The sequence below is a fragment of the Sulfurisphaera javensis genome (genome assembly GCF_041154675.1).
In the GTDB taxonomy this organism is placed as follows: domain Archaea; phylum Thermoproteota; class Thermoprotei_A; order Sulfolobales; family Sulfolobaceae; genus Sulfurisphaera; species Sulfurisphaera javensis.
Genome location: NZ_AP031322.1, coordinates 1637411 through 1662484, shown reverse-complemented (window position 1 = coordinate 1662484; position 25074 = coordinate 1637411). Strand labels below are relative to the sequence as shown.

The 25074-nt window shown below is 32.2% G+C and carries 25 protein-coding genes; 13 read left to right on the top strand and 12 right to left on the bottom strand.

Features of this window, described 5'->3' with window-relative positions; all coding sequences use genetic code 11:
- Nucleotides 1–106: 106 nt before the first annotated feature.
- Nucleotides 107–1684, bottom strand: coding sequence for an NCS1 family nucleobase:cation symporter-1 (locus tag ACAM25_RS09230; protein WP_369609441.1), 1578 nt, complete (start codon nucleotides 1682–1684; stop codon nucleotides 107–109).
- A gap of 186 nt (nucleotides 1685–1870) precedes the next feature.
- Here ACAM25_RS09230 and ACAM25_RS09225 point away from each other — a divergent pair, with 186 nt between their 5' ends.
- The 5 genes from ACAM25_RS09225 to ACAM25_RS09205 are packed head-to-tail and all read left to right on the top strand — an operon-like array spanning nucleotide 1871 to nucleotide 5479.
- Nucleotides 1871–2953, top strand: a complete 1083-nt coding sequence (locus ACAM25_RS09225; protein ID WP_369609440.1) for a VWA domain-containing protein — start codon at nucleotides 1871–1873, stop codon at nucleotides 2951–2953.
- Between the two features lie 27 nt (nucleotides 2954–2980).
- Nucleotides 2981–3652, top strand: a complete 672-nt coding sequence (locus tag ACAM25_RS09220) for a DsbA family protein (protein ID WP_369609439.1) — start codon at nucleotides 2981–2983, stop codon at nucleotides 3650–3652.
- Nucleotides 3653–3662: 10 nt separating this feature from the next.
- The gene (locus ACAM25_RS09215) at nucleotides 3663–4046 is read left to right on the top strand and encodes a CBS domain-containing protein (protein ID WP_369609438.1); all 384 of its coding nucleotides are present in this window, start codon (nucleotides 3663–3665) and stop codon (nucleotides 4044–4046) included.
- Nucleotides 4047–4091: 45 nt separating this feature from the next.
- Nucleotides 4092–4700: a hypothetical protein gene (locus tag ACAM25_RS09210; protein WP_369609437.1), complete on the top strand. Its 609-nt coding sequence runs from the start codon at nucleotides 4092–4094 to the stop codon at nucleotides 4698–4700.
- Between the two features lie 23 nt (nucleotides 4701–4723).
- Nucleotides 4724–5479: a CoA transferase subunit A gene (locus tag ACAM25_RS09205; protein WP_369609436.1), complete on the top strand. Its 756-nt coding sequence runs from the start codon at nucleotides 4724–4726 to the stop codon at nucleotides 5477–5479.
- Here the strand turns inward: ACAM25_RS09205 and ACAM25_RS09200 are convergent.
- Together ACAM25_RS09200 and ACAM25_RS09195 are read right to left on the bottom strand one after the other, a co-directional pair.
- Nucleotides 5474–6193 carry a CoA-transferase subunit beta gene (locus tag ACAM25_RS09200; protein WP_369609435.1) on the bottom strand — a complete coding sequence of 240 codons (720 nt, stop codon included), beginning with the start codon at nucleotides 6191–6193 and terminating at the stop codon, nucleotides 5474–5476. The two genes, ACAM25_RS09205 and ACAM25_RS09200, sit on opposite strands and share 6 nt — an antisense overlap.
- A gap of 22 nt (nucleotides 6194–6215) precedes the next feature.
- Nucleotides 6216–6620 (bottom strand): hypothetical protein, encoded by a 405-nt coding sequence (locus ACAM25_RS09195; RefSeq protein WP_369609434.1) that lies wholly within the window; start codon nucleotides 6618–6620, stop codon nucleotides 6216–6218.
- Between the two features lie 191 nt (nucleotides 6621–6811).
- Between ACAM25_RS09195 and ACAM25_RS09190 the strand changes: the two genes are divergently transcribed.
- Both ACAM25_RS09190 and thsA read left to right on the top strand, forming a co-directional pair.
- Nucleotides 6812–7126 (top strand): hypothetical protein, encoded by a 315-nt coding sequence (locus tag ACAM25_RS09190; protein WP_369609433.1) that lies wholly within the window; start codon nucleotides 6812–6814, stop codon nucleotides 7124–7126.
- Nucleotides 7127–7435: 309 nt separating this feature from the next.
- On the top strand, nucleotides 7436–9070 hold the full coding sequence (thsA, locus tag ACAM25_RS09185; RefSeq protein ID WP_369609432.1) for a thermosome subunit alpha: 1635 nt from the start codon (nucleotides 7436–7438) through the stop codon (nucleotides 9068–9070).
- Between the two features lie 2 nt (nucleotides 9071–9072).
- Here thsA and ACAM25_RS09180 read toward each other — a convergent pair whose 3' ends face one another.
- Genes ACAM25_RS09180 through ACAM25_RS09170 form a run of 3 tightly spaced genes read right to left on the bottom strand, consistent with a single transcriptional unit; the run spans nucleotide 9073 to nucleotide 12757 of the window.
- Complete coding sequence (locus ACAM25_RS09180; RefSeq protein WP_369609431.1) at nucleotides 9073–9675, bottom strand: sulfite oxidase-like oxidoreductase; 603 nt, start codon at nucleotides 9673–9675, stop codon at nucleotides 9073–9075.
- A 44-nt stretch (nucleotides 9676–9719) separates the two neighbouring features.
- Nucleotides 9720–11429: a glycosyltransferase gene (locus ACAM25_RS09175; RefSeq protein ID WP_369609430.1), complete on the bottom strand. Its 1710-nt coding sequence runs from the start codon at nucleotides 11427–11429 to the stop codon at nucleotides 9720–9722.
- Complete coding sequence (locus tag ACAM25_RS09170) at nucleotides 11426–12757, bottom strand: glycoside hydrolase family 57 protein (RefSeq protein ID WP_369609429.1); 1332 nt, start codon at nucleotides 12755–12757, stop codon at nucleotides 11426–11428. Before ACAM25_RS09170 ends, ACAM25_RS09175 begins: the two co-directional genes overlap by 4 nt.
- Before the next feature lie 40 nt (nucleotides 12758–12797).
- Between ACAM25_RS09170 and ACAM25_RS09165 the strand changes: the two genes are divergently transcribed.
- Genes ACAM25_RS09165 through ACAM25_RS09140 form a run of 6 tightly spaced genes read left to right on the top strand, consistent with a single transcriptional unit; the run spans nucleotide 12798 to nucleotide 19447 of the window.
- Nucleotides 12798–14057, top strand: a complete 1260-nt coding sequence (locus tag ACAM25_RS09165) for a DUF4954 family protein (RefSeq protein ID WP_369609428.1) — start codon at nucleotides 12798–12800, stop codon at nucleotides 14055–14057.
- The gene (locus ACAM25_RS09160) at nucleotides 14054–15904 is read left to right on the top strand and encodes a glycoside hydrolase family 15 protein (protein WP_369609427.1); all 1851 of its coding nucleotides are present in this window, start codon (nucleotides 14054–14056) and stop codon (nucleotides 15902–15904) included. Before ACAM25_RS09165 ends, ACAM25_RS09160 begins: the two co-directional genes overlap by 4 nt.
- A gap of 14 nt (nucleotides 15905–15918) precedes the next feature.
- The gene (locus ACAM25_RS09155) at nucleotides 15919–17745 is read left to right on the top strand and encodes an amylo-alpha-1,6-glucosidase (protein ID WP_369609426.1); all 1827 of its coding nucleotides are present in this window, start codon (nucleotides 15919–15921) and stop codon (nucleotides 17743–17745) included.
- 45 nt (nucleotides 17746–17790) lie between these two features.
- Nucleotides 17791–18612, top strand: coding sequence for a CBS domain-containing protein (locus ACAM25_RS09150; RefSeq protein ID WP_369609425.1), 822 nt, complete (start codon nucleotides 17791–17793; stop codon nucleotides 18610–18612).
- A 32-nt stretch (nucleotides 18613–18644) separates the two neighbouring features.
- Nucleotides 18645–19052: a DUF3211 domain-containing protein gene (locus ACAM25_RS09145; RefSeq protein WP_369609424.1), complete on the top strand. Its 408-nt coding sequence runs from the start codon at nucleotides 18645–18647 to the stop codon at nucleotides 19050–19052.
- A 17-nt stretch (nucleotides 19053–19069) separates the two neighbouring features.
- On the top strand, nucleotides 19070–19447 hold the full coding sequence (locus tag ACAM25_RS09140; RefSeq protein ID WP_369609423.1) for a RidA family protein: 378 nt from the start codon (nucleotides 19070–19072) through the stop codon (nucleotides 19445–19447).
- Here the strand turns inward: ACAM25_RS09140 and ACAM25_RS09135 are convergent.
- The 6 genes from ACAM25_RS09135 to purE all read right to left on the bottom strand — a co-directional run bounded on the left by ACAM25_RS09135 (nucleotide 19444) and on the right by purE (nucleotide 24878).
- Nucleotides 19444–19632, bottom strand: coding sequence for a hypothetical protein (locus tag ACAM25_RS09135; RefSeq protein WP_369609422.1), 189 nt, complete (start codon nucleotides 19630–19632; stop codon nucleotides 19444–19446). The genes ACAM25_RS09140 and ACAM25_RS09135 overlap by 4 nt on opposite strands.
- A 68-nt stretch (nucleotides 19633–19700) precedes the next feature.
- Nucleotides 19701–21692, bottom strand: a complete 1992-nt coding sequence (locus ACAM25_RS09130) for a protein kinase (protein WP_369609421.1) — start codon at nucleotides 21690–21692, stop codon at nucleotides 19701–19703.
- Nucleotides 21693–21751: 59 nt separating this feature from the next.
- Nucleotides 21752–22954, bottom strand: coding sequence for a hypothetical protein (locus tag ACAM25_RS09125; protein WP_369609420.1), 1203 nt, complete (start codon nucleotides 22952–22954; stop codon nucleotides 21752–21754).
- Between the two features lie 49 nt (nucleotides 22955–23003).
- The gene (locus ACAM25_RS09120; protein ID WP_369609419.1) at nucleotides 23004–23342 is read right to left on the bottom strand and encodes a winged helix-turn-helix domain-containing protein; all 339 of its coding nucleotides are present in this window, start codon (nucleotides 23340–23342) and stop codon (nucleotides 23004–23006) included.
- Nucleotides 23339–24433, bottom strand: coding sequence for a 5-(carboxyamino)imidazole ribonucleotide synthase (locus ACAM25_RS09115; RefSeq protein WP_369609418.1), 1095 nt, complete (start codon nucleotides 24431–24433; stop codon nucleotides 23339–23341). Before ACAM25_RS09115 ends, ACAM25_RS09120 begins: the two co-directional genes overlap by 4 nt.
- Entirely contained in the window at nucleotides 24405–24878 is a 474-nt protein-coding gene (gene purE / locus ACAM25_RS09110; RefSeq protein WP_369609417.1) for a 5-(carboxyamino)imidazole ribonucleotide mutase, read from the bottom strand. The genes ACAM25_RS09115 and purE overlap by 29 nt, the downstream gene beginning before the upstream one ends.
- Between the last annotated feature and the right edge of the window lie 196 nt (nucleotides 24879–25074).

Genomic DNA, 25074 nt, shown 5'->3' with positions numbered 1-25074 from the left:
TTGAAGGTTTTATTATAGTTTACATTAATAAGAAGAAAGATAAAGATTTCTATCTTTAATCTTATAATGACCATAAAAAGAAAAGAGAATGTCCTTTCAAAATCGATCAGCTCTGCTCAAAAATCTTTTTTCCTTCTTCTGATATATAGCCTTTTAATATATTTCCCTTAAGGAATGGTTGATATTTAGGTATAACCCAGAAAATCATTAACGGAATATAAATTAGTCCAGACAATAAGAACGAAAGAATCCATGAATTATCTAATGCTATTTGTTCTCCAGGATATGGTAGATATATTATTCCAGAAATTATTATAAATGTTATTAGAGCAGCTGGATTTATTCCTTTCCAATATCTAAATCTTCCATGAGATAAGAAAACATCAGGTAGCTCAAATTTAAATCTTCTTATTATAGCATAATCAAATATTATTATTCCTTCAATACTTCCTAAAAGACCTCCATAAGTTAATAACCAATTTTGAATATACGAATAAGCATTTCCATAATAGCTCCAAGCTCCAATAGCTAATCCTACGATTATCAAAATGATGGAACCTCTAAACCAATTCAGATACTTTGGTAAAATATTTGCAAAATCATAGGCAGGACCTACTGCGTTAGCAAATACATTAACTAGAAAAGTTCCCAAAATTATTCCTAAAAGTAATCCAACACCCATTAAGTTATTTATATGGAGAGTAATAAGTAGGATAGGATCCCATATTGCTTCTCCATAAAGTTTTAAAGAAGATGCGGTAGTTGTTGTTCCCATAAATGCTACAAATAACATGTAAAATGGCATAGGTATCTGTCCTAAAGCTTGTGAAAATTGGCTCTTTGCAAATCTAGTATAGTCCGGCATAGTTAACGCCATAGTTGCCCAGAATGCGATGTTTGCATTTAAAAACGCTAAGGATGAAAGCAATGAAGGAGAAGAGTTAGAAGACAAAGTAAAGACATCTGTGCTCCAGTTTACTTTGCTCATGAAGAATATCCATATAACGAGATAAGTTACTAAAATAATCGGTCCACTAATTCTAGCCAACCACTTCAATATTGGCTGAGATTTTCTTACTGGAGATAAGTAGAAGACTAACAGTTGTAATGCAATTACAGATATAAATGTTAACCAGAATATTGTAGGAAAATCTTTACTTAAAATAAATGGATAGTCTGAATAGTGTGATGCTGTATAAGCTACAATACTTACCTTTCCAGTAAGAATTACATAAATTCCTATTGCTGCCTCAGTAATAATATAAGATTCAATTCCCCACCAACCTGCCCCAATTATAGCTCTAATTAAGCTAGGAATAATAGCTCCGTAAATTCCCCATCTAGTTCTTGTTAATTGTGGTTCAGCTAAACCGTATCTGGCACCTCCGTGGGATTGTATAATCATTGGAATAATTACTATAGCATTACCCAGGAAGACCAAAAAGATTGACTGTATTACGTTTAGGCCAAAAACTAAGCCAACACTAGCTAAAGTCCATGAGGGTACAATAAAAGCCATAGAAATCCAAATCATAGCATATGTAAATGCTCCCCAGTTTCTGTTCTTAATTGGAGTCGGATGGATATCAGAGTTCCATAGGTATTTTTCTTCTGGATATACTTTCAGCAGTTCTAATTGTCCTTTTTCTCGATAATATATTACATTTTTATATGCTTCTTCCACAGACAATGCAAACTTTAAACCAACTAAAATAGTTGTCTCAAATAATTTCTAATAAAGTAAAATCATCAACCATAACCATAATATTGTGTTAAAACTAGAAATTTTACGTTAAAATTACGTATGTGTAATTATAATATTTCATATAAAAACATATATAGTTTTACTTGCATTATATTCTAAGTAGAAATGACAGTAAGTCTAAAAATAAGATCGTCACACACTTTTGTCAGTTTTGAAAGACCAACACAAGTAAGTTTAATAATCAGAGTTGTCCCAGAGGCCTTTACACAATTTTCTGGTATACACTATGTAATATTAATAGATAATAGCCCTTCTATGCTAAAGGACAATAAATTAAATATTGCTATTGCCTCAGCGAACAAGCTATCTTACGAAATTCCACCGGGAAATTATCTTTCAATTTACTTGTTCTCTAATGATCTAGAGAAAGTATATGAAGGACCTTCTGGTAATCCAATAGCCCTTCAGAATGTTAAAAAAGGATATACAACAAATTTCCATAAAGCTATAACTAAGATTTTGCAACAGTTAGCTTATAGTCAATTACCAGTAAAATTGATTATCTTATCAGATGGAAAACCTACTGATAAGAGAAATGTAAAAGACTACGAAAGTATTCAAATTCCTCCAAATGTTCAAATTATCTCAGTAGGAATAGGGAGAGATTACAATGAAGTGATATTAAAAAGATTATCTGATAAGGGATCTGGCGTTTATTATCATATTGAAGATCCAACACAGCTTCCTTCAGTATTTGCTCAACAAAAAGTAACTGATGTTGCTGCATACAACTTTGTTCTTAATCTGCCACCTGGATTTGAATCAATAAACTATGAAGTCCCAGTTAACTTACCTATAATTGATAGGACAATTTCGATTTATGCAATTGGTTCAATTCCACCAGGGAATCAACCAGTTCAATTATTATTTACTGGTAGTTATTTTGACCCAGTTAGAAGAATGAATGTGCCTATACAAGAACAATTAATATTGCAAAGGGCTAGCGAGATACAAGTTATGCAAACTGTAAATCAAGGAATAATTTCTGAAGTTAGATACTTTAGTTTACTAAAGCAATATAGTAATGCTTTAGCTAGTGGAAGTAAAGAAGTTACTACAATTGCACAAGAGTTAAGAGCTGCAGCTGAACAGACGAGGAGAGAAGATCTAATTGAGGAAACTAGAAGACTTACTGGGGATACGAAGAGTGACCTATCTGAAGTTACAAGAACTATGAGAAAAAGTTAAAAGTCATAGGATTAGATTTTTTGTGGTATGATCAAACTAACGTTCTTTCATGACGTTATATGTCCTTTTTGTTTCGTTATGTCAAAAAGATTAAGGAACGTTGTAAGGGAGTTTAAAGGCGAGGTAATAGTAAAGCATAAAGCATTCTCTATTATTTCGTCACTAGAAGATTTGAAAGAAATTGCACCTACCGTAGAGGATGCTAGGAAAGTATTTCTGAATGAATTCCAAATAGTGAAAAAGTACTTTCCAGATTATGACCCAGAAAAAGTTATAGGAAAAGGTAAAATAGGTTATGTTTGGTCAATTCCACCTTTAATGGCTTGCAAAGCTGCTGAGTTTCAAAAAGGTGATGAAGGACATTGGGAGTACTTTGATAAAGCACAAAACAAGTTCTTTATGGAGGGAGAAGATATTACAAATGAGGAAGTTTTGATAGAAATAGCTAATGAGGTGGGACTTGACGTTGAACAGTTTAAACGAGACTTTAAATCTAAGAAAGCTAAGTTAGCAGTAATAGAAGATGAGGAAGAGGCTAAAGCTATGGGAATTCACGGAGTTCCAGCTATTTTAGTTAATGATACATGGCTTATTAGAGGTGTTCAATCTGAAGACTTCTTGAAGCAAACAATTGAAGATATCTTAGAGCACGGTGAACCGAAAAATGTTAAGCTAAAAGCTTTTTGGGAAAGAGAATAATATACTACATATGAAAGCTGTAAAAAACTACATGTCAACTCCGGTATTTCAAGTTGAAGCAAATACATCTATACAAGAAGTTTGCAAACTAATGATTGAAAAAGGAGTAGGTTCAGTAATCATAACAGAAAATGGAGAACCAAAAGGTATTTTTACGGATAGAGATGCTGTAAAAGCACTCTCAATGGGATTAAGTCCAAATGACCAAGTCAGATTAGCATCAACGCTAGGGAATCTAATAACTGTTGATGAGGATACTGATGTATTTGTTGCAATTGATATTATGACTAAAAATAAGATTAGGCATTTGCCAGTGAAGGATAAGGAAGGTAATATTATTGGAATGTTCGCAATAACAGATGTTTCAAAAGCACTTCACGATGTATTCCCATAAATATTTAAGGATATAAATATATAGTCTTAGAATTATTTATTACTTGTGAAATATTTAGAGCTTTTGCCAACTCATGCTAAGACCTTAAAGCAAAGCCTTAAAGCAATAATTCATGACAATGGAAAGAGTGAAGTAATAGACTTAGCTTATAGCAAAATACCTCAACTTTTGCAAGATAAGTACGATTTTATTTTTTCCCATAAATTGTTAGATGGGGAAGCATTAATTTTACATAATTTTACAAGTTTTCTTGCTGTCAATGATCAATTTTATCAATATAATAAAAAAACTAAGCTAGATCTTAAATTAAAGGGAAGGACTTTACAAATAGGTTCACCGTTAGTTGACTCAACTGTCACTGTTAGTAACGAAATAGCATATTTTTTCGTTAATGAACTAATTGATTCAGTATATCCTTTACCATTTAGAGATCTCTCTTTTGATAATGTTATAATCTCTGAAGTACTTGATTATGATCTAATTAAAGAAGCGTCTAGAGTCTTAAAGAATAATGGAAAAGGCTATCTGATTATTAATGCTTTCAGTGGTGTAAGACCAGCTGAAGCTATAAGAGCATTTTCAATTAGATTTATTACGAAATTTGTAAAGGAAATGAATGGATTTTGGATAATTGAAGGTACAAAAAAGAATTAAAACGTAATTAACTATTTATTTGTATGAGCAAATTAATGTCCTTGGATGAGGCTCTAAAGCTAATTAAAGAAGGAGATACTATAACGATTAGTGGAATGTCATTTCACAGAAATCCCATGGGGTTTATATATGGGCTTATAAAGAGTGGAATAAAAAACTTAGGATTCGTAGATAGAGAACCTGGTTTTGGACTTGAAGTTTTATTAAAATATAATGTTGTAAGAAAAGTTAGAGCTCCAATGGTTACTTTAGAGTGGTTTGGAATTCCCCCTAATTTTAGGAAAAAAGTAGAGCAAGGTGAAATTGAATACTTAGAAGACACATGTGGTGCTTTTATTGCTGGCATTAGGGCTGGATCTTTTGGAGTTCCTTTTATGCCAGTTAAAGGAATTTTAGGATCTGATTTAGTAAATTTGCATGAAAAAGCAGGTACATGGAAAGTTATTGAAGATCCATTTTCTGGCGAAAAAATTCTACTAGTAAAGGCTATTACTCCAGATGTCGCAATAATTCACGTTCATAAAGCAGATGAAGAGGGAAATGCTGAAATTCTTGGCCCTCTTTATGAAGACGAATATAAGGCAAAAGCATCTAAAAAAGTTATAATAACCGCAGAAGAAATAGTTCCTAAATCATACTTTTACGGTAAAAGGCCAACAATTAATTCTGAATATGTTACAGCAGTAGTTCACTTACCTAGAGGCGCAGAACCAACAAGTATGTTTGGATTATACGATGTTAATTGGGAAAAGATAGTTGAAGAATTGCAACCATTATAGTTCTAATGATGACCTTAGATTGTATGGATCCATCTTATTGATGAAATTTAAATCCTCCTCGCTAACTTTTACAATATCCACATTATCACAAATTACCTCAAAACCAGTATTTTTCTTAATTTCCTCACATTTACTCCAGGGGTAAACATGAGTTACTTTCCATTTCTTTAAATTTCTGTCGAAGTTAAGTATACCTAAGTTAGTTACTAATATTACTTTATTGTTAGAGTACTTAGCCGTTCCAGTAACAAAATCAACTTTCTTAACAAGTGATTTAGTGGAATGCTTCAAATTCCATAGGATCACTTTTTTAGCTAAAGGCATTAAATAAGCTGTAGCGGCACCTCCAGTTAATCTAACTCTTGGTTTTTCGTAATTTCCAATAACTGATAAGTTAACGTTAGTTTCTTCGTCTACTTGAACCGGGCCCAAAAACATTACGTCTAAGAGTCCTTTCTGAAATAGATCAAAAGAATCAGCTGTTATCATTATTGGTGCCTCTTCTGAGTAAAAAGGATCACCGGTTGATGGAGTTATGGTTACGCTTTTAGGGTTATCAGCTTCTGCTACTCCTAATATTTTTATTTTCTTCTTATATAAGTCTCTAGCTAAGAACGCGCCAAATATTGCTGGGATTGAGTTTAGTCCTATATAAATTTTCTCTCCATCTTCTACGACTAACGAAATTCCTTTCGCAACGTGTTCGATGATCATGAGTTTTAATTGTAAGCTATGCTTAAGAATTTTTATTTCCAACAAGTAACGTTTCTCCATTTGATAAATAGATTGAAAAAGGTATTGTAATAGTTCCATTTATAAGAATTGTAATGTTATTGTAACCTGAGGGAATAGAATCTCCATAATATTTCCCATTTGATATAACATAGATGTCGTTAAAGGAAATAGTAGTTGAGTTAGTTCTAATGTAGCAAATTGCTATAGTTTTTCCGGTGTTGTTTATAATCAAGATTACATAGTTTGTTAAGTTCAATCCAAATTCTTTCTCTATTTTAAGATATCCTTTGCCGATCTTACTACAAATAACTATCACTTTTCCTTGCGATGAATGAAATGAAGTTAGAAATGGTATTATGCCAATAATCAATATTATTATTGGAATTAAGAAAAATATTTTTCTCACAACTACAAGATTTATTTTGTTAAATTTATTTTTATTCCTCACATAAGTGTGCTTAATTGTTGCAAACAAAGAAATCTTAATATTATTACAAGAATTAGCATAGATCTTTCTTAGGGAGAAAACTTAAACGGAGTTTTTTACATTGTAAAATGGTAGGTTAGGTTTTTATTTCACTTAGCAAACTTTACCATATGAAGGTATATAAATACGGAGACTATTATTTTGGTGGAGTAGCTCACGTTGTACCAGGTTATTTTCAAGATGTAGTTTTTATATACAAAAATGGTAATCATTGGGAAAGCGTAAGTGCAGAAAAGTTTAGAACTAATGATTCTAATTTGAATAAAATAAAGGAAAAAATCAAATATTCAACTCATGAAGACGACCTTATTAAGGCTGTTGCTGAACTAAGAAAAATGGGAATAAACATCGAGGATGTTAACAAGCTTCCATTTCCAGAAAAGTTGCTAGAAGGGAAGAAGAAGATACAAGCAGAATTTGATTAATGCACATATTTTTATTATACACTATAGCTTTATTAAATAATTGAGAGATTTATTAAATTATATAAATTTTTCCATATAGAACTAGTCATTTGAATAAAGTTCCTTAATTTGGTAAGAAATATTGACAGCATAACTGTAGGTTAATAGCGACGTTATAATCACTATAACTGAATTTTATTCATCCTATATATCAAAGAATTCTGTGAAAGTTAACTTCATTAAAGGTCATCAGCCCCTGGTTCTTCATCAAAATTCAGTCCCGCAGAGTTTCCTCATCATTTAAATATAACCGCTTCTACTTTTAAATTCATGTACAGTCTATTTAAACAAGGGACACAAAAAGAAAGTGGGGAAGATGTATTAAGATCGAATATATTAGCAGTGAGAACTTTATCTGAAATGTTAAAGAGTAGTCTAGGTCCTAGAGGATTAGACAAAATGCTAATCAGCTCAACTAATGATGTTACAGTGACAAATGATGGGGTTACAATAGTTAAGGAAATGGATGTTCAACATCCAGCAGCTAAGTTAGTTGTTGAAGCAGCAAAAGCTCAGGATACGCAAGTTGGTGATGGAACAACATCAGCAGTTGTCCTCACTGGATTCCTACTTGAACAATCTGAGAAGTTATTAGATCAGAAAGTTCATCCAACAATAATTATTGAAGGTTATAAGAAAGCATCTGATATAATTTTAAATTCTGATAAGGAAATGGCAATTAAAATTGACACAAAGGATAGGGACTATTTAAGGAAAGTGACTTATACTTCATTATCTAGCAAATTCTTCTCTGGTGAGTCAACACTGAATAAAATAATTGATATTTCCATTGATGCAGTTACAATGATAGCTAAAAAGAATGGAGATACCTACAACATAGATCTTTCAGATATAAAATTTGTTAAGAAAAGAGGGGAAAGTGTTGATGAAACACAACTTGTAAAAGGGTTTGTACTAGATAAAGAAGTTGCTCATGAAAATATGCCTAAAAGGATTGAAAAGGCTAAAATTGCAATTATTGATTTTGCATTAGAAGTAGAAAAACCAGAAATATCAGCTAAGATGAGTTTTACTTCTCCGGATCAAATAAGAGAAGCTTTAGAAGAGCAATCAAAGTATGTTAAATCATTAGTCGATGCATTAGCAAATGCTGGTGCAAATGTAATAGTTTCTCAGAAAGGAATGGATGACATTGCTTCTTACTTTATGGCTAAGAAAGGAATAATGGGAATAAAGAACGTTAGTAGAAGTGATCTAGAGAAGTTAGCGAAATCTGTAGGAGCTAAAATAATTACTACGATAAAAGATGTTTCATCAGATGATTTAGGTTATGCAGATCTAGTTGAAGAGAGAAAAATAGGAAACTCTAAAGCTATATTCTTTGAAGGAGCAAAACATGGAGATGCAGTTACAATTTTAATAAGAGGGTCTAGTGATATTGTTATGGATGAGTTAGAAAGAAGTTTTCAAGATTCACTCAATACAGTAAAGAACGTTCTTCAGTATCCTTATGTGGTAGCAGGCGGTGGAGCATTCGAAATGGAAATGGCCCAAAAGTTAAGAGAAGAAGCCAGAAAGATAGGTGGAAAAGAGCAATTAGCAGTTGAAGCTTATGCTGACGCATTAGAGGAATTTGCAACTACTTTAGCTGAAACAGCTGGTTTAGACAGTGTTGATGCATTAGTTCAACTAAGGAATCTTCATGCTAAAGGGCTAAAGAATGCTGGGATTGACGTTGAACATGGAAAAGTTGAAGAAGATATGGCTAAAATTGGAGTATTAGATCCACTAATAGTAAAAGAGCAAGTAATAAAGAGTGCAACAGAGGCATCTACAGCAATCTTAAAAATAGATGATTATATTGCAGCAGCACCAGCTAAACCACAGCAAGCAAGTGGTAGTGCAGAGCAAGGAGGAATGATGCCTGGAGGAATGATGGGATAAAGTTATAAAATAAGATTTCTTTTCCATCCCATATGTGAATATCCTTGTCCTTTAAATCTCTCTTCTTCCCAAACGTTTCCTCTTTCGTGATATCCTCTTTCTTCCCAAAATCCATCAACGTAATCTTTTACAAATTCAATTTCTGTTAGCCACTTTGCGCTCTTCCAACCATATAAGTGTGGAATAAATGGTCTAGCAGGAAATCCAGCTTTAATATCTAATGGCTTTCCGTTCATTTTTAACGCGATTATAGTGTCTTCATGAAGAGCATCTTCTATAGGAATTATTGATGTATATCCGTCAAGAGAATAAAATACAACCCATTTTGCCTCACTCTTTACTTTAGCCATTTCAGTAATCCTTCTCATTTTTATTCCTTCCCATTCAACATCAGCTACACTCCATCCAGTTACACAGTGAAAATCTTTAGTATACTTCGTATCAATCATGTTAAGCAATTGTTCATAAGTAAATTCTAATGGATTTTCAACTAAACCAGAAACTCTAAGCCTATATTTTTGTATGTCAACTCTTGGAACTCCTAAGGCTGCATAATAAATGAATTTTTTTACATAATGCTGATTTGGTGGGGATTGTTTTTGCATAAGTGTAATTTATTTTAACACTATTTAAAGAAATGTTAGAAAAATTAGAATGAAGCAACTGCTCTGTACTTAGCCATAGTTTGTGCTTTACTATAACAATTTAGTAAATATTTTACAGTTGAAGACCATCTGAAGTTCTCCTCAACCCTTTTAATCGAGTTTTGCCTTACTTTGTTCCAAATTTCTATATCATCAGTCCTTAAAATTAAATCGTCCCTGTATAAGTATCTTTTATCTTTAGTTTCAGTAGCCATTGATAACGAAATAGAGGTCAAAATAGCTCTGTGAAGCTCCCAAATGTTTTCTGGTTCAACTAAGAACCCTGTACCATTATTAATATCGTTTCTTAAATCAACTACAGTCTCTCTTAAACCCCCAACAGCATATGCTATTACTGGCGTTCCTACAGCCATTGCCTCTAAGGCAACTATTCCAAAAGGCTCCCATCTGGAAGGTACTATAAAGGCCGATGCTACGTAATAAAAGAGTTTATATAAGTCCCTTGGCATTGACGCTGATACAATTATTCTTACATTTCCTCCCATTTCAGCAGTCTTGTTAATTAAGTCATAAAGTAAACCATAATCTCCAGAAGGTAAGCCTAAGATTATTAACCTAGCATTCGGGATTTTATTAACAACCTCCTTAAATGCTCTAACTAACAAGTCTACTCCCTTTTGGTAAACTAATCTACCAGCAAACAAGACTAATGGTCCGTCATCTAATTTCGAATAGGTCCAATCATCCTTAATTCCAATTCTAAACCTATTGTTCCATAAAATATTCCCAGTGTTATAATCTTCTGGGATTAGTCTTAGAGTCTCTAACATATTATAAAGTCTTCTTCTTATTTCAACTCTATCTTCAGTGTTAAATATTTTCCTAGCATATCCCTTAACCTCGTCAATTGACCAGTCAGTTCCGTTATATGTTACACAGCTTTTATTTTCTATCCAATTTCCTAAGAAGTTGTAAACATCGTAAGTTAAGTAACTTTTGCTAACTGTAGTTACTACATCAGCCTCCCAAGCACCAAATTTTTCTATTAGTCCTTGAGATAACTCATCCCAAACTTGTTTAGTTGTATAAAGCTTATGAGAAACAACTTGCCAAATATAGTGAGGGCAGTTACTTAATCCAGCCCAATCCTCAGAGGCATAATGCCAAGGTGCACCTACTTTATTTAATAAGTGAATCGTGAAAACTAGGGGGACTACAATTTTTCTTGTTTCAAAAGTCTGTTTTGCCATTACTCCAGCTAATACAGAATGCCAATCGTGAGCATGAATAAGTGAAGGAATATTTCCTGGGATAGAAAAAACTGAATATGCTTGTACTCCTCTAGCTAATAAAGCAGATTTCTCCATTATGTTGTCATAAACGTTCCAACTATCAATTAATATTCCAGTGTTATAATCTAATCCTTTAACTAAAATTACATTAAATCCGTCAATTTTTCCTTCTTCAAATCCTAAACCATATGGATATTTTTTTCCATCAGTACCTATTCGATCTCCGTAAGTTACTAAGGAAAGTTCCCTTAGCTTTAACATTGAGCGATAGTGATCATTTAAATGCCTTCCATGGCTTGGCATAATAACAGTAACGTTAATTCCTTGTTCTGCCAAACTTTTTGCCATATTATATACAGCATTTCCTAATCCTCCTACACTAGCCACATTTGCTAATTCAACAGTAATCATCCAAACATTTTTAATATCTTCTGGAAACCATATAGCATCTATTCTTTTCATTTAAGCCACTCCTTTAAATATTTTTCATACTCTTTATATTCTGGTGACCTATTTATAATTTCCTTAAACTGGTTTTCATTCCATGCTTCACTGCTTCTTTTTCCATTTTTATAAAATACGAATGGTTCATTATTTATATTTAATAATTTAAGTAACTCATCTTGAAACATTGTTATTGCGTAAAATTCATTTATAAATGCATCTATAGGAGAATTGAAAGAACTGAAATAAGAGTGTACTTCAGCTGGTCCACCAGTACCTAAAAACATGTAATAATAATGATCACTAGTTGTAAAATACCTCCAGGCTTTTAAATATTCACCACCAGCTTCTTTAGCTAACATTTCAGTCCTTCTTACCATTTCATCATAAGCCCATTGCATAATATTCCCTAGCCAACTAGATTCATCTTTGTTTATATCAGCCCAAGAAACTGTAGTGTCTATAGTTATTTCATCATAATAATCCCTATAAACTTCTCTTGGTAACTTAAACTCTACCCCTCTTTTATGCAATTCCCTTGGTAACCATCTTAAGAAATCTAAAATTCCGCTTTCAGGCCAATGATGTTCTCCAAATGTTTCATAATCAACAAAGATTAAACCAATTTCTCCTTCAGACCATGAAACCCAATCGGCAAATTTAGATGCTGTTAATGGATATTGATCCCATTTCGGATTTGAAAACCTAAAGGCTATATCATCACTTAGCCTATAGTTTCTAAAAATAACAGATAATTTACTGTCTCTAATTTTGTATATTCTATTAGGGCTCTTACCTCTCAATAGAGAGTCTTTTCCCTCAGTTATTACTGTTTTGAACCCTAATTTTTCAATTTCTTTAACTATTCTAGGAGTTAAAAGTAATTCAGTATTCTCAAACGTTATTGGATCTTGGTCAAAATAGTCCTTTATAAGCCTTCGATGTAATTCAACTTGTTCTTTCCATTCAGAAAGATCTTCCCAAAGGGAAGTCACAGAATGATAATAAGTTTGAGAAAGGAACTCAACTTTATGAGTATAAGATAACTGTTGAAATAATTCGAGGACTTCTTTTCCCCATTTCTCAGCTTGTTCAATAAAAGTACCAGATATTGAAAAGAAAAATTTAAAATCATAACCTTCATTTTCCCCCTTTTCAATCTCTTCGAGAAGAATTCGGGTAGCCGGAATGTAACATTTGTTTTTTACTCTTTCAAAAATGTCTTTATTGAGATCTTCATCAAAATACTTTGTTAATGGACTTCCTTTTATCACGGGATTCCAGAAGTAATGTCGTCTTATCCTAAATGGTTGATGAACTTCAAACCCTAATATCAGTCTTCTCATACTATATTCTTTATAAGTAATGAATTATAAAAATTACATAATGGCATGGAAACTAGAAGATATAAAAGTAATAATTCCAATTGGTGGTGAAGCAACAAGACTTAGGCCATTAACAGTCGAGACATCTAAGGCAGCAGTAAGACTTTTAAATAGACCATTAATAGAGTATACAATTTTAGAGTTAGCAAGACAAGGAATAAAGGAGTTTATTTTTGGAGTAAAAGGTTATGTGAACTATCGCTCATTATTTGATTTGTATAAAGAGGGGATAGGATTCTCAGCAAGATATCATATTAAGCCTAGAGTGCATTTTAAATATATTCCTAGAGCAGAGACTGTAGGAAATGCTCATGCTGTGAAGATTGCTGTAGAATATTATGATGTAAAAGAACCGTTCTTTGTAGTTCAAGGTGATAATCTCTTTAAGTTAGACATAAAAAAAGTCCTCGAATATCATGAGCAAAAGAAAGCCTATATGACTATTGTATTGAAGAAAGTTGAGAACGTTGAAGAATTTGGCGTTGCAGAATTGGATAATGATATGAGAATTAAAAGGTTTGTAGAAAAGCCAAAAAGGAGGGAGGACGCTCCTTCAGATCTAGCTAATACTGGGATTTATGTACTAAGTCCGGAAATTAGAGAGATATTTAATAGTGAAGAAGTTGAGGAAATGCTGAAATTAGGTAAGATGGATTTTGGTAAAGACATTATTCCCTATTTGATTAGAAAGGGCTACCCAGTTTATGGATATGTTACTAACGATTTATGGTTCGATGTCGGTACACCAGACAGATATTTAGAAGCAATGTTAACACTACTAAGGACCTTATCAGATGAAGATATGCAAGGAATGAGAATTGATGAGAATAGGAGAATATTTGTTCAAGGTACTAGTCCAGACTCAAGAAAGAGAAGAGTAATTATAAAAAGAATGTATAGGAAAGGTGATTTAAAACTTGAAGGGGATATTTTAATTGGGAGACACTGTCAAATAGGAAGTGGAACATATATTGAAGAGTCTGGAATTGATAACTTTACTATAATTGGTAAAAACGTAAAAATAGTAAGAAGTTCAATTATGGATAGAGTTTACATAGGTGATAATGCAATTATTGAAAATTCAATAATAGGTAGACATGTTGAAATAAGATCTACTCCACAGAAACCAACTAAAATCATAAACAGTGTTATTGCAGACGATACTATAATTGGAGAAGGAAGTGAAATAACGAATTCAAAGATCTATCCTCATAAATTTATAAATGCTGAGAGTAAGATATACGATACGATATTAACATGAGGTATCTTAGCATTGGCAATGGAAAAATACTAATCAATATTGATGAACTAGGAAGACCTACAGATTTATACTATCCTAATGTAGGAATGGAAAACCAAAGTGCGGGTAAGCCTATCAGACATTATTTTTGGGATGGCAAATCTATTTACGATGATTCAAGATGGAAAGTTTCAGTAGAATATTTACAAGGCACTAATATTGCTGAAATTAGAGGTACTATAAATGAGAACGTCTCTTTAGTATTTTACGATTTCATAGATCTTCATGATCCTATCTATTATAGAATAATAAAGGTTCTTAACAAGGGTAATGAGGAAATAAAAGGAAAGTTGCTATTCCTCGTTGATTTAGATTTGTACTCTAGCTCTTTTGGGGATACTGCATTTTATGATCCTCAAACTTATTCAATAATACATTATAAATCGAAGAGATATGTTGGAGTAAAACTCTTTGGAATAATGAAAGAGTTAAAGGAATATACAATTGGTAAAGACGAAGTTCCCTATGATGTTCTCGATGGAAAATTAAGTATGAAGCCCATTGATAATGGTAATGTACAATTTGCCTTAGCTATAGACCTAGATTTACCACCTAATGGCAGTGATAAAGCTTACTTTACTATCGCATTTGAAAGGAACCTAAATTCTTTAAGGAGGTTGTTATCAAAGATTTCATCAACTTCCATTGAAACTACTTTCACAAGTAATTACATGTTTTGGCAAAATTGGATGAAAAGATCAAAATTTATAGGAGATAAAAACATCGAACGTCTTTATAAAATTAGCCTTCTTGTGATAAAAAACCATATGGATGTTAATGGATCTATAATAGCTTCTTCAGATTATAGCTTTGTAGGCCTATATGGTGATTCTTACAATTATTGTTGGCCGAGAGATAGTGCAATTTCTGCTCACGCTTTAGATATTTCTGGCTATGGCGATATTGCAATAAAGCATTACAATTTTATTTCAGAAGTAGTTAGTGAAGAAGGATTTCTCTATCACAAGTATAACCCAGATAAAACAATTGCAAGTTCTTGGCATCCTTGGATATATAGGGGGAAACAAATTTATCCGATTCAAGAAGATGAGACGGCATTGCAAGTTTGGGCTATAGCTTCTCATTATCAAATTTATAAAGATATTGATGAACTTACAGAAATTTTTCGAAATTTTCTGAGACCAGCTATAAGATTTTTGATGAGATACATTGAAGATGGGCTTCCAAAACCTAGTTTTGATTTATGGGAAGAAAGATACGGAATTCACATTTATACAGTTTCAACAGTATATGGTGCCTTAGTTACTGCCTCAGAACTAGTAAGAGATATGGGTGATGAAGTCTTAGCATCTGATATGCTCGATGTTGCTGAGTATATGAAACAAGAAGCGTTAAAGAGAATGACTCATAATGGTAGATTCGTAAGAAGAATTGATGAAAACGGCAATAAAGACTTAATTGTCGATGCAAGTATGTATTCTCCATATTTCTTCGGAATGGTTGACCCAAGAGATAGTTTAATGGTAAATACAATAAATGCTATAGAGAATACTTTGAAAGTTAATGGAGGAATTATAAGGTATGAAAATGACATGTATAAGAGAATTAAACCACAACCAAACCCATGGATAATAACTACTTTATGGTTAGCTGAATATTATTTGGATATTGGACAAAAAGATAAAGCAATGAAGTATATAAATTGGGTAATGAATAGGGCATTACCAAGTGGTTTATTTCCAGAACAAGTAGACCCTGAAAACTTTCTTTCGACTTCAGTAGTTCCTTTAGTTTGGTCTCATGCTGAGTTTATCATTACAGTAGATAAGTTAATATCTACTAAGTAAGAAAAGTTTAGATAATGATTGATCCAGATGAGTGCGAACGAAATGAATGGATATTGCCTTTAAAAACTGGTGGATATGCTTCTTCAACTATTTGTGGAATAAATAGTAGAACTTATCATGGCTATTTGATAGTGCCATTGAATCAGCCACATAAGAGGTATTTAGTTTTATCAAAATTTGAAGATTTTATTACTATAGATAATGAAGAATATCCAATAAATACAAACAGGTATTTAGACGTATACTACCCAGAAGGATATAAATACTTAATTGACTTCAAGTGGGAAAAGAATTATGTAAAATGGACTTACGAATTTGGTAAAACAATCTTAGAAAAGAGTCTAATTGCTCATGAATATGAGAATGCTATTACAGTAAAATATAAGGCTGATAAAGGAAATCTTAAAATTTGCCCACTTATTACGTTTAGAAGTCACCATCTAGTTACGGAAAAAGGAATTTATTTTGACACTTTCATTGAAGGAAACAAAGTAGAAATATACAAGGATATAACTCCAATTCTTCACTTTATATTTGAAGGAAACAAAGTTAGAATTGAACAAACCGGTTATTGGTATTATAACTTCTTTTATAGATTAGATTATGAAAGGGGCTCAAATTACAAAGAGGATTTATTTAATCCATTCTGTATCTATACTGGAAACGAAATCAGTGTAACTGCTTATTATGATAAATCTACGATTATAAAGGAAGAAAATTCTCCAGCAGATTTAGTTAAATTACTATCTATAGCTTCTAAGGATTTTATTGTTAAAGGTAAAGATAGATGGGCTATTATTGCTGGTTATCATTGGTTTGATGAGTGGGGAAGAGATACATTTATCTCCATGGAAGGATTACTTTTACTCAATAGGCTATTTGATCAAGCTAAGAATATAATCTCTCGTTACTTAAGCTTTGAGAATAAAGGTCTTTTGCCTAATCATATAACTGCTGAGGGTGAACCTATATATGTAGGAATTGACATAAGTCTTTGGGCCATAAACGCAATTTATTCTTATTATATTTACACAAGAGATAAGGAGTTTATCAGAAAAATTTACGATAAATTGCAAGATATTGTAGAAAATTATGCCAAAGGAAATGGGATAGTTTACATAAAGGAAGGACTTCTATTTCATAACGGTGCCCCTAGAACGTGGATGGATGCTTCTTACAATAGTCATATTGTTACTCCAAGAGAAGGAGCAGCAGTAGAAACAAACGCTTTATGGTATAATGATTTAATGATAATGGATTTCTTTACTAATTTAATTGGTGACAAAAATTCCTTCTATAGAGAGCTTGCCGAAAAAGTTAAGAGTAGTTTTAATGAAAAGTTTGTCTCAAGTTGGGGAGCTTATGACTATTTAGATCCTTATTTAATCCCAGATAAGTCAATTAGACCAAATCAATTGTTCGCACTCTCTTTACCTTTTAATGTTATGAATGAGGAGATCGGAAAAGTAATGTTGACCACCATAGAAAATGAGCTTCTTAGACCATTTGGCTTAAGTACTCTCTCAAGGAGAGATCCAAAATACAAACCAATGTATAGAGGAGATAGGAAAAGTAGAGATGAAGCTTATCATAACGGACCTATTTGGCCCTGGTTAATAGGAGCATACGTAGATGCAAAATTAAAACTGGAAAATGATATAATAAAAAACAAACTTATTTTAGACGTATTCAAGCCATTACTAGATTATGCTAAAAGAAATAGGGGCTTTATACCAGAACTCTTTGAGGACGTTCCTCCATACTTATCTGGAGGGTGTATAGCTCAAGCATGGAGTGTTGCTGAAGTTTATAGAGCTATTAATAAGTTACTTTCCATCTGAGGTTATTTCTAAAGATTTATAATGGTTAGTTCAAACTTTTAAACAATGCTAATAAAAACTCTTATGATTACAAACCCTCCAATTGTTTCAACTGATAGTAAATTATTAGAGGCATTTAAGAAAGTTAATGAAAAAGGAATAGGGAGAGTAATTGTTGTAGATAAGGAAATAAAAGGAATCATCTCTACGAGAGATTTATTAACCTATGTAGTAGAAAGATGTGAAAATGGATGCGATAGAGGAGACATATTCGCTCTTGTAGATAAAGATATAAAGCATGTGATGACACCAAATCCAGTGTTTGTTTATGAAAAAGATGATGTATTAGATGCCTTAACACTTATGGTAGCAAGAAATTTTGGTTCTCTCCCAGTTGTAAATGAAGTTAAGCAAGTTACTGGTATAGTTACAGAAAGAGAAATGTTATTATTGTTTCAAGACCTAGATTCTCTTTTTTCTGTTAAGAAATTTATGACTAAAAGAGTTACAACTGTTTATGAAGATGTACCAATATTCGATGCTACAAAGCTTATGATAAAGAGGGGATTCAGAAGGTTACCAATAACAGATGAAGATGGAAAGATTATTGGTATTATAACTGCTGCTGATTCATTAAAACTATTAACTAAAGCTATACTGAAAAATGAACCAGAAATGTTCTTTTCAAAGAAAGTAAAGGAAGTTGCAACAAATGAAATATATAGTATTGATCCAGAAAAATCAATAAATGAAGCTGCTATAACAATGTTAATGAAGAAAATTGGTTCATTGTTAATTTTGGATTCTCAAAATAAACCATTGGGTATCATAACTGAGAGAGATCTAATAATTGCTCTACATTATCAACTACATTTAAAAGCAAGTTAAATATATATTCTATCATTTTAAAACTATAAATGATGCGAGTCGAAAAAGAAATTAAAGTAAATCATGACATTGACGTTGTAATGACAATATTTGGAGATCCCTCATTTGCAATACCCAAAATTTTCCCTAACGTTTCCTCAATCAAATGCGTAAATCCTGAAACTTTTGAAGCAGAAGGAAAATATTTAGGAATCCCTTATAAGGCTAAGGGAAGAGTTTACAAAGGAATAGATGAAATTAGATACATTTATGATAGTGATAAAGGAAACGGAATTTTATATATAAAGAAGATTGATGACCATACCTTAAAGATAAAGCTTGAACATGATAATAAGTTTCTTGCATTTATTGGAAAAGGATTAGTCTCATCTAATCTCGATAAATTAGCAGAAAATATTGATGAAATAATTAGGCTTGAAAGGATTAAACGTAAAATCTAGTTTTAATATTTTCTCCTATGGAAATAGTATTTACAGATAAGGCCCCAAAACCTATAGGTCCTTATTCTCAAGCAATAAAGGTTGGAAATACTCTATATGTCTCTGGTCAGATTCCAGTAGATCCTAAAACAAATGAAGTAGTAAAAGGAGACATAAAAATTCAAACAAGGCAAGTATTAGAAAATATAAAGGAAATAGTGACTGCAGCTGGATTTAGTATGTCTGAAGTAGTTATGTCATTTGTTTTTCTTAAGGATATGAATATGTTTAGTGATTTTAACGTTGTTTACTCTGAATACTTCAAGGAAAAACCTCCTGCAAGAGTAACAGTAGGGGTTTCAAAATTACCAAAAGACGTATTAATAGAAATATCTGTTATATGCTCGAAAGGTTAAGAAAAAATCTTTTTTAGTAGCTTTTCTGTGTGGGGGCATTCATGTGGATCTCTATGACTACCGTGCTCAACGCAAGCCGCTGAAATAGGCATACCCTCAAATAGCAATATTGCCGCATCCTCGTCTTCCACTATCTTATAAAATGCCCCCTCAAAACTTATTCTGAAGTTCTCTGTTTCTGCCATATTATATCACACTGTTTGCTCTCTTTTTATTTAATAAAATAGAAGACTTTCCCTTATAAGCTTTACTCTCAAATTTTTACCTCCTCTCTATCAGAAATAGGCAAATTATATGTGTATTTGTTTATGTACTTTAACTCTCTACTAATTTCTTCCATAGTTATTTCGCCACGAAGTCCTCTTTCAATTAACTCTCTAAACTCTTCTGGTACTTGGTCTAATCTTGGTTCAGCTAGATAAAAGTCCTTTAATGCAATATCTCTCTTTGAAGGATCTGTTACAGCTTCCTCTATTTCTCTTTCTAACCATTCTGAAAATGGAAAGTTATTAGTTAAAGTAACGTACAAGGAAACAGTAAATGAGTATACATCAAAATTATATTCTGCTTTACTTCCAAATCTCTGCATAGGATGAGCATAGTATGGAGTATAATGTATAACTGGTATTCCGACTCTCACAGCAGAGCCTAGGTCTGATATTTTAGGAATTATGTCTTCATTTAATAATGCCTCTAATGCCTCTTCTCCATACTTAGGAATTTTTTTGTTAAACAATATGTTTGATGGTTTTATATCACAATGCACATAACCATTTTTGTGAATATGAATAGCTGCTTCCGCTATTTTGCTAAATATAACTGAAACTATCTGTGGCCATTTGCTAGAATGGCGTAAAGTCGAGTACTCAGAATTTACCAGTATCTCTCTTAAGTCCCCTCCTTCCATATATTCCATAACTACAGCTGGTGGGGAAGAATAATAATCAGAGAAATTCTCGTCTACGAAGCTTGCACTTATTTTCACTAAATATTTTGATCCTTTAGATATTTCTTGCATTTTTGCTATTTCGTATAATAATTCGTCGTATCTGAACTCTTTTTTTACAACTTTCATAGCAAACTTTTTCATATTTTTCTCAACTAATAGGACAAACCCCATTCCTCCAGTTCCTATAACTTTCTCAACTTTGTAACCATAAAGTACATATCCTACCCATGAATTAGGATCAAATTCTTCTGTAGGTGTATAAAGTTCATAAGGTTTAACTTTGTTACAAGCTTCAACAACTCCTTCTTTACAAGCAAATAAGAACTCTTTTTGGGCATTAGAAGGGGCATTAAATTTCTCTAATGCTAAACCTTTAAGATAAGCAGTTTGTGCATTTCTTCTTATCTTTTCAGCTTCCTCTAGTAAGTCTAAAGCTTTTTTATACTCTCCTGCATGAATATAAGCGTTTGCTAAGGTAAGCATATTGCTAAAGTCTCTTCTTCTCTTTAACGCTTCTTCAAAGTATTTAACAGCCTCTTTATAATTTTTCTTAGCTAAGAAATACCATCCAAGTTTTATAGCTGGTGCATCATAAGTAGGTAAAACTGATAATGCCTCAAATAATAGCTTTACATTTCCTTGAATTTCAAATTCGTCGATTAACTTATTTGCCTTATCTCTCAATTTCCTTTCTAATTCTCTGTATTTACTTTCAGAAAAGAATGAGTATATTTTTAATGCTTCAAGTTCTTCCCCTACTTTTTCATAGCATTCAGCAACTGCCAAAGACTCTTCTGGGAATTTCTTATCAAGTTCCTTATAATGACTTATGGCTTCTACACATTTTCCCAACCTTGATAAACTGATGATTGCTCTTCTTTTAATTTCATCAGAAGAAGGGAAGTTCTTAAGCATATACTGTACTAAATCATAGCTAATATCCATTAAGTTAAGCAAGGATTTTATATCGCCTTTAAGGGCTGGAATTCCTTGAACTAAAAGATAGTCTCCATTTATTATTTCCTTTTCTAATTTATCAAAGTGAAGAACTATCATATCATGTGCATCAAAGATATATGCATTTAATGACGGTATTTTGCCAATTAAAGTGGCTTCTTTTAGGCCAGAAATCTTTTTACTATCATAAACTGGAGTTGAAGTAGTCTTTATTTTTCCATTATCGTACTTAACTACGTATCCTATATTGTCCTTTAATTTTAATTTTATGTCAGTCTCTCTTAAGGAGCCATCAAGATATAAGTAAACCTTATCATCTTTTGTGAACACAAAGTACATAATTTAATGCTTATGTATTACCTTATTTAATCATCTAGTAAATAATACTATTTAAACCCTCATGAAAAAGCTATGTCAATATTATTAATCCCAAGTCTTTTAAGCTTTTCATAAAGCCACTTAACAAACTCATTTTTTCTCTCCATAGCGAACTCGTAAGCTAATTCTTTGTAGTTTAATTTAACTTGTGAGCCAGAAAGAAGTTCATCGGCAATTGGGTGAAGTTTCTCTGAAGAGAATTGAGTATCATCAACAACTAAAATATCATCCTTCTTTAATTCCTCTACAACATTATCATCAACCTTAGTTCTACTAATAACTACTCCTTTATCTGGATTATATATAGACTTATAGAGGTTTATTATTTTATATTCTCTTATCCTCTTCCCTTTTTCTTCAGTAAAAGAAGGCATTTCATCTTTCAAATTAGCTCCTAAAACTTCTGCCAAACCCTCATAAAGTCCTTTGATCCATCTAGCCCTCCATTCATTACCAGAAAGAGGTTTATAACCTTTTAAATATCTCCATCTTTTCCACCAATTATCTAATTCCTTAAATTCAATAACATAATTTGGTCTTTTTATTGGTATATCTCCTGATAAATCAACAATATCTACATAAAATCCTTTATAGATTAGCATATCAGGTCTTAAGGTAGAATAAAGTTTCCAAACTTTTTCTAAGTCATTTCCATCTTCCCATGCAATAGGTCTTGGCGCCTCTATGAAGAAGCTAAAACTTCTTCCAAATATATCACTGATAACAGCATTAGGTGGTATTGTACCACTTTTTTGTTTACCAGTTCTATCGAAACTTAAATATCCATGTTCCGGATAAGTTAATTTAAAGTCTTTATTAGCTAATTCAAGTAATATTGATGCAAAACCCCATATTTGATAAATACTTCTCATATTCGAACCGAATGAGCTATTTATCGCTTGTCTTCCCTTGGTAAAGAACTCCTCTGCAGATATTCTTCCTCTTACTAAATCATGAAAATATAAGAAAAGTTTTTTAACTAAATGTTTCTTAGGATTTTCTATGAAACTTTTCATTTCTCTACTAAATAGCCATCCCTTAATGGTCATTTTTTCTTTTAACTCTTCAAGTGTAACGTAAAGATAACTTATCCACTCATATGCTTCTTTAATTTTATTTCCTATTATGAAATCAACAAAATTTTCTTTTATCTCTTCTATTTCTTGTGGTATATTAGTTCCAGTTTTATCTATTCCCTCAACTTCTTTTAACTTATCTAACACAAAAAAATAGTAGTAACAAAATTTATAAGGTAATACGCTAGGTAAGCAATTATTTCTTTAAAATCTCTTCAATTCTTTTATTGTATTTTTCTAATACTTCATTCACTTCTTTCTCTGCCTCTTCATAAATTTTTATTACTTCATTGATTTTTTCAGAAACAAGTGTACCCCCAGCACCTTTACCCCCTTTATGCATTTCAATTCCACCTAAGATATCGTTAACTTTTCTAACATACTCCCAAGCGAACTTATAGGAGACATGCATTCTTTTTGCAGCTGTAGAAATTGATCCAGTTTCTATAACATTTTTTATTAAAGAAATACCTCCCTTTCCAATTACTGGTTTTCCCTCATCCGTTTCTATCCACAATTTAAACTTAAACTTCATAAATCTAAACCTTGAGGATAAATTAGTTTCATTATAATATCAATTTTTTGTTTCACATCCTCTAAGTTTTCTCCAATAACATTAACATGACCCATTTTTCTTCTTTTTCTCACTTCACTTTTTCCGTACCAATACACTTTTCCATATTTTATCACCTCAAATGGAACTTTATCAGTTCCTAAAATGTTAACCATCCCTCCATAAGAAAGAAGATCAGTATTACCTAATTCAAGACCCGTAATAGCTCTTAAGTGTTGCTCAAACTGGGAGATAAATGCGGAATCTAAAGTATAATGTCCAGTATTATGAACTCTTGGAGCAAACTCGTTAATTAGGATTTCTCCATTCCTTACAAAGAACTCAATTCCTATAGTTCCTATATATTCAAGAGAATCCATAAGTCTCTTTGCAATTTCAGCAAATCTATTATCTTTAAGGGGTCCATAATTATAGACTAAAATTCCTTTTTCATTATAATTGTAGGTTGGAGGATAAGCTTTGAAGTTACCATTTTTATCCCTAACTGCAATTATTGATGCCTCATAATCAAAGTTTACAAACTCTTCAACTACAAATTTGCATTTCATATCCTTTATAAAAGAGTATTTTTCTGGATCTCCTTTGATGAAATATTGTCCTTTTCCATCATAACCTCCCTTGCTTTGTTTTAAAACTCCTATATTATTAAATTCGTCTTTAAGAATTTTCAGAGCTTCCTCTCCATCATTAACTACATAGAAACGCGGAGTAGGGAGTCCATGATCTTTGTAAAAAATTTTTTCTTTCCATCTTTCTCTTTTTAATTCCACCGTATTTAATCTTGGAAGAAGCTTTCCTTGCTCTTCTGCATACTGTAATGCTTCCTCTTTTACGTGTTCAAATTCAAAAGTAACTATATCCGATTGATCGATCATTTGTTTATACTCTTCTGGAGAATAACATTTATCAGCTATTTTACAAGCTGGTGCATCAGGTTCATCCATTACGTAAAATTTGAAGGGATATTTTCTTCCTTCTAAAATCATCATCCAACCTAACTGTCCTCCACCAAGAATCCCTATTTTAATCGAGTTTTGTATTAAGGACTTCATTCTTCATATCCTCCATAAACTTCTTAACCTTTTCAGCAATATCCGGATACTTTATCCCTAAAATTCTTAATGCCAGAAGGGCAGCATTTTTTGCTCCACCAATAGCGACTGTTGCGACTGGTACTCCATAAGGCATTTGAACAATTGAGAGAAGGGAATCTAATCCGTTCAAGTTCTTTGATGGTATTGGGACACCAATTACTGGTAAATGAGTTAACGAAGCTGTCATTCCAGGTAAATGAGCTGCACCACCAGCACCAGCAATAATTATTTCAATACCCCTCTGCGGAGCAGTCTTTGCAAACTCAACCATGAATTCTGGAGTTCTATGAGCTGAAACAACCCTTGCTTCAACTTCAACTCCAAATTGTTTTAAAAGATCTACAGCCTCCTTCATGTACTCCCAATCTGACTTACTTCCCATAATAACGGCTACTTTAGGCATATGAAAGATTAAGAGAAGAAATAAATAAGCTGTTTGTTTAACGTTACTAAGTTTTTAGTATATTCCCTTCATTGAAGAAGCTAAAACTTTCCGGAAAACTAGTGTAGTAATGAAGGTATTATTCCTTTCTTACTAGTAAGTATGGAAAAGGGTTTAGACTAATACTCATGTTTATGAGCATGGACTAAGAACTTAG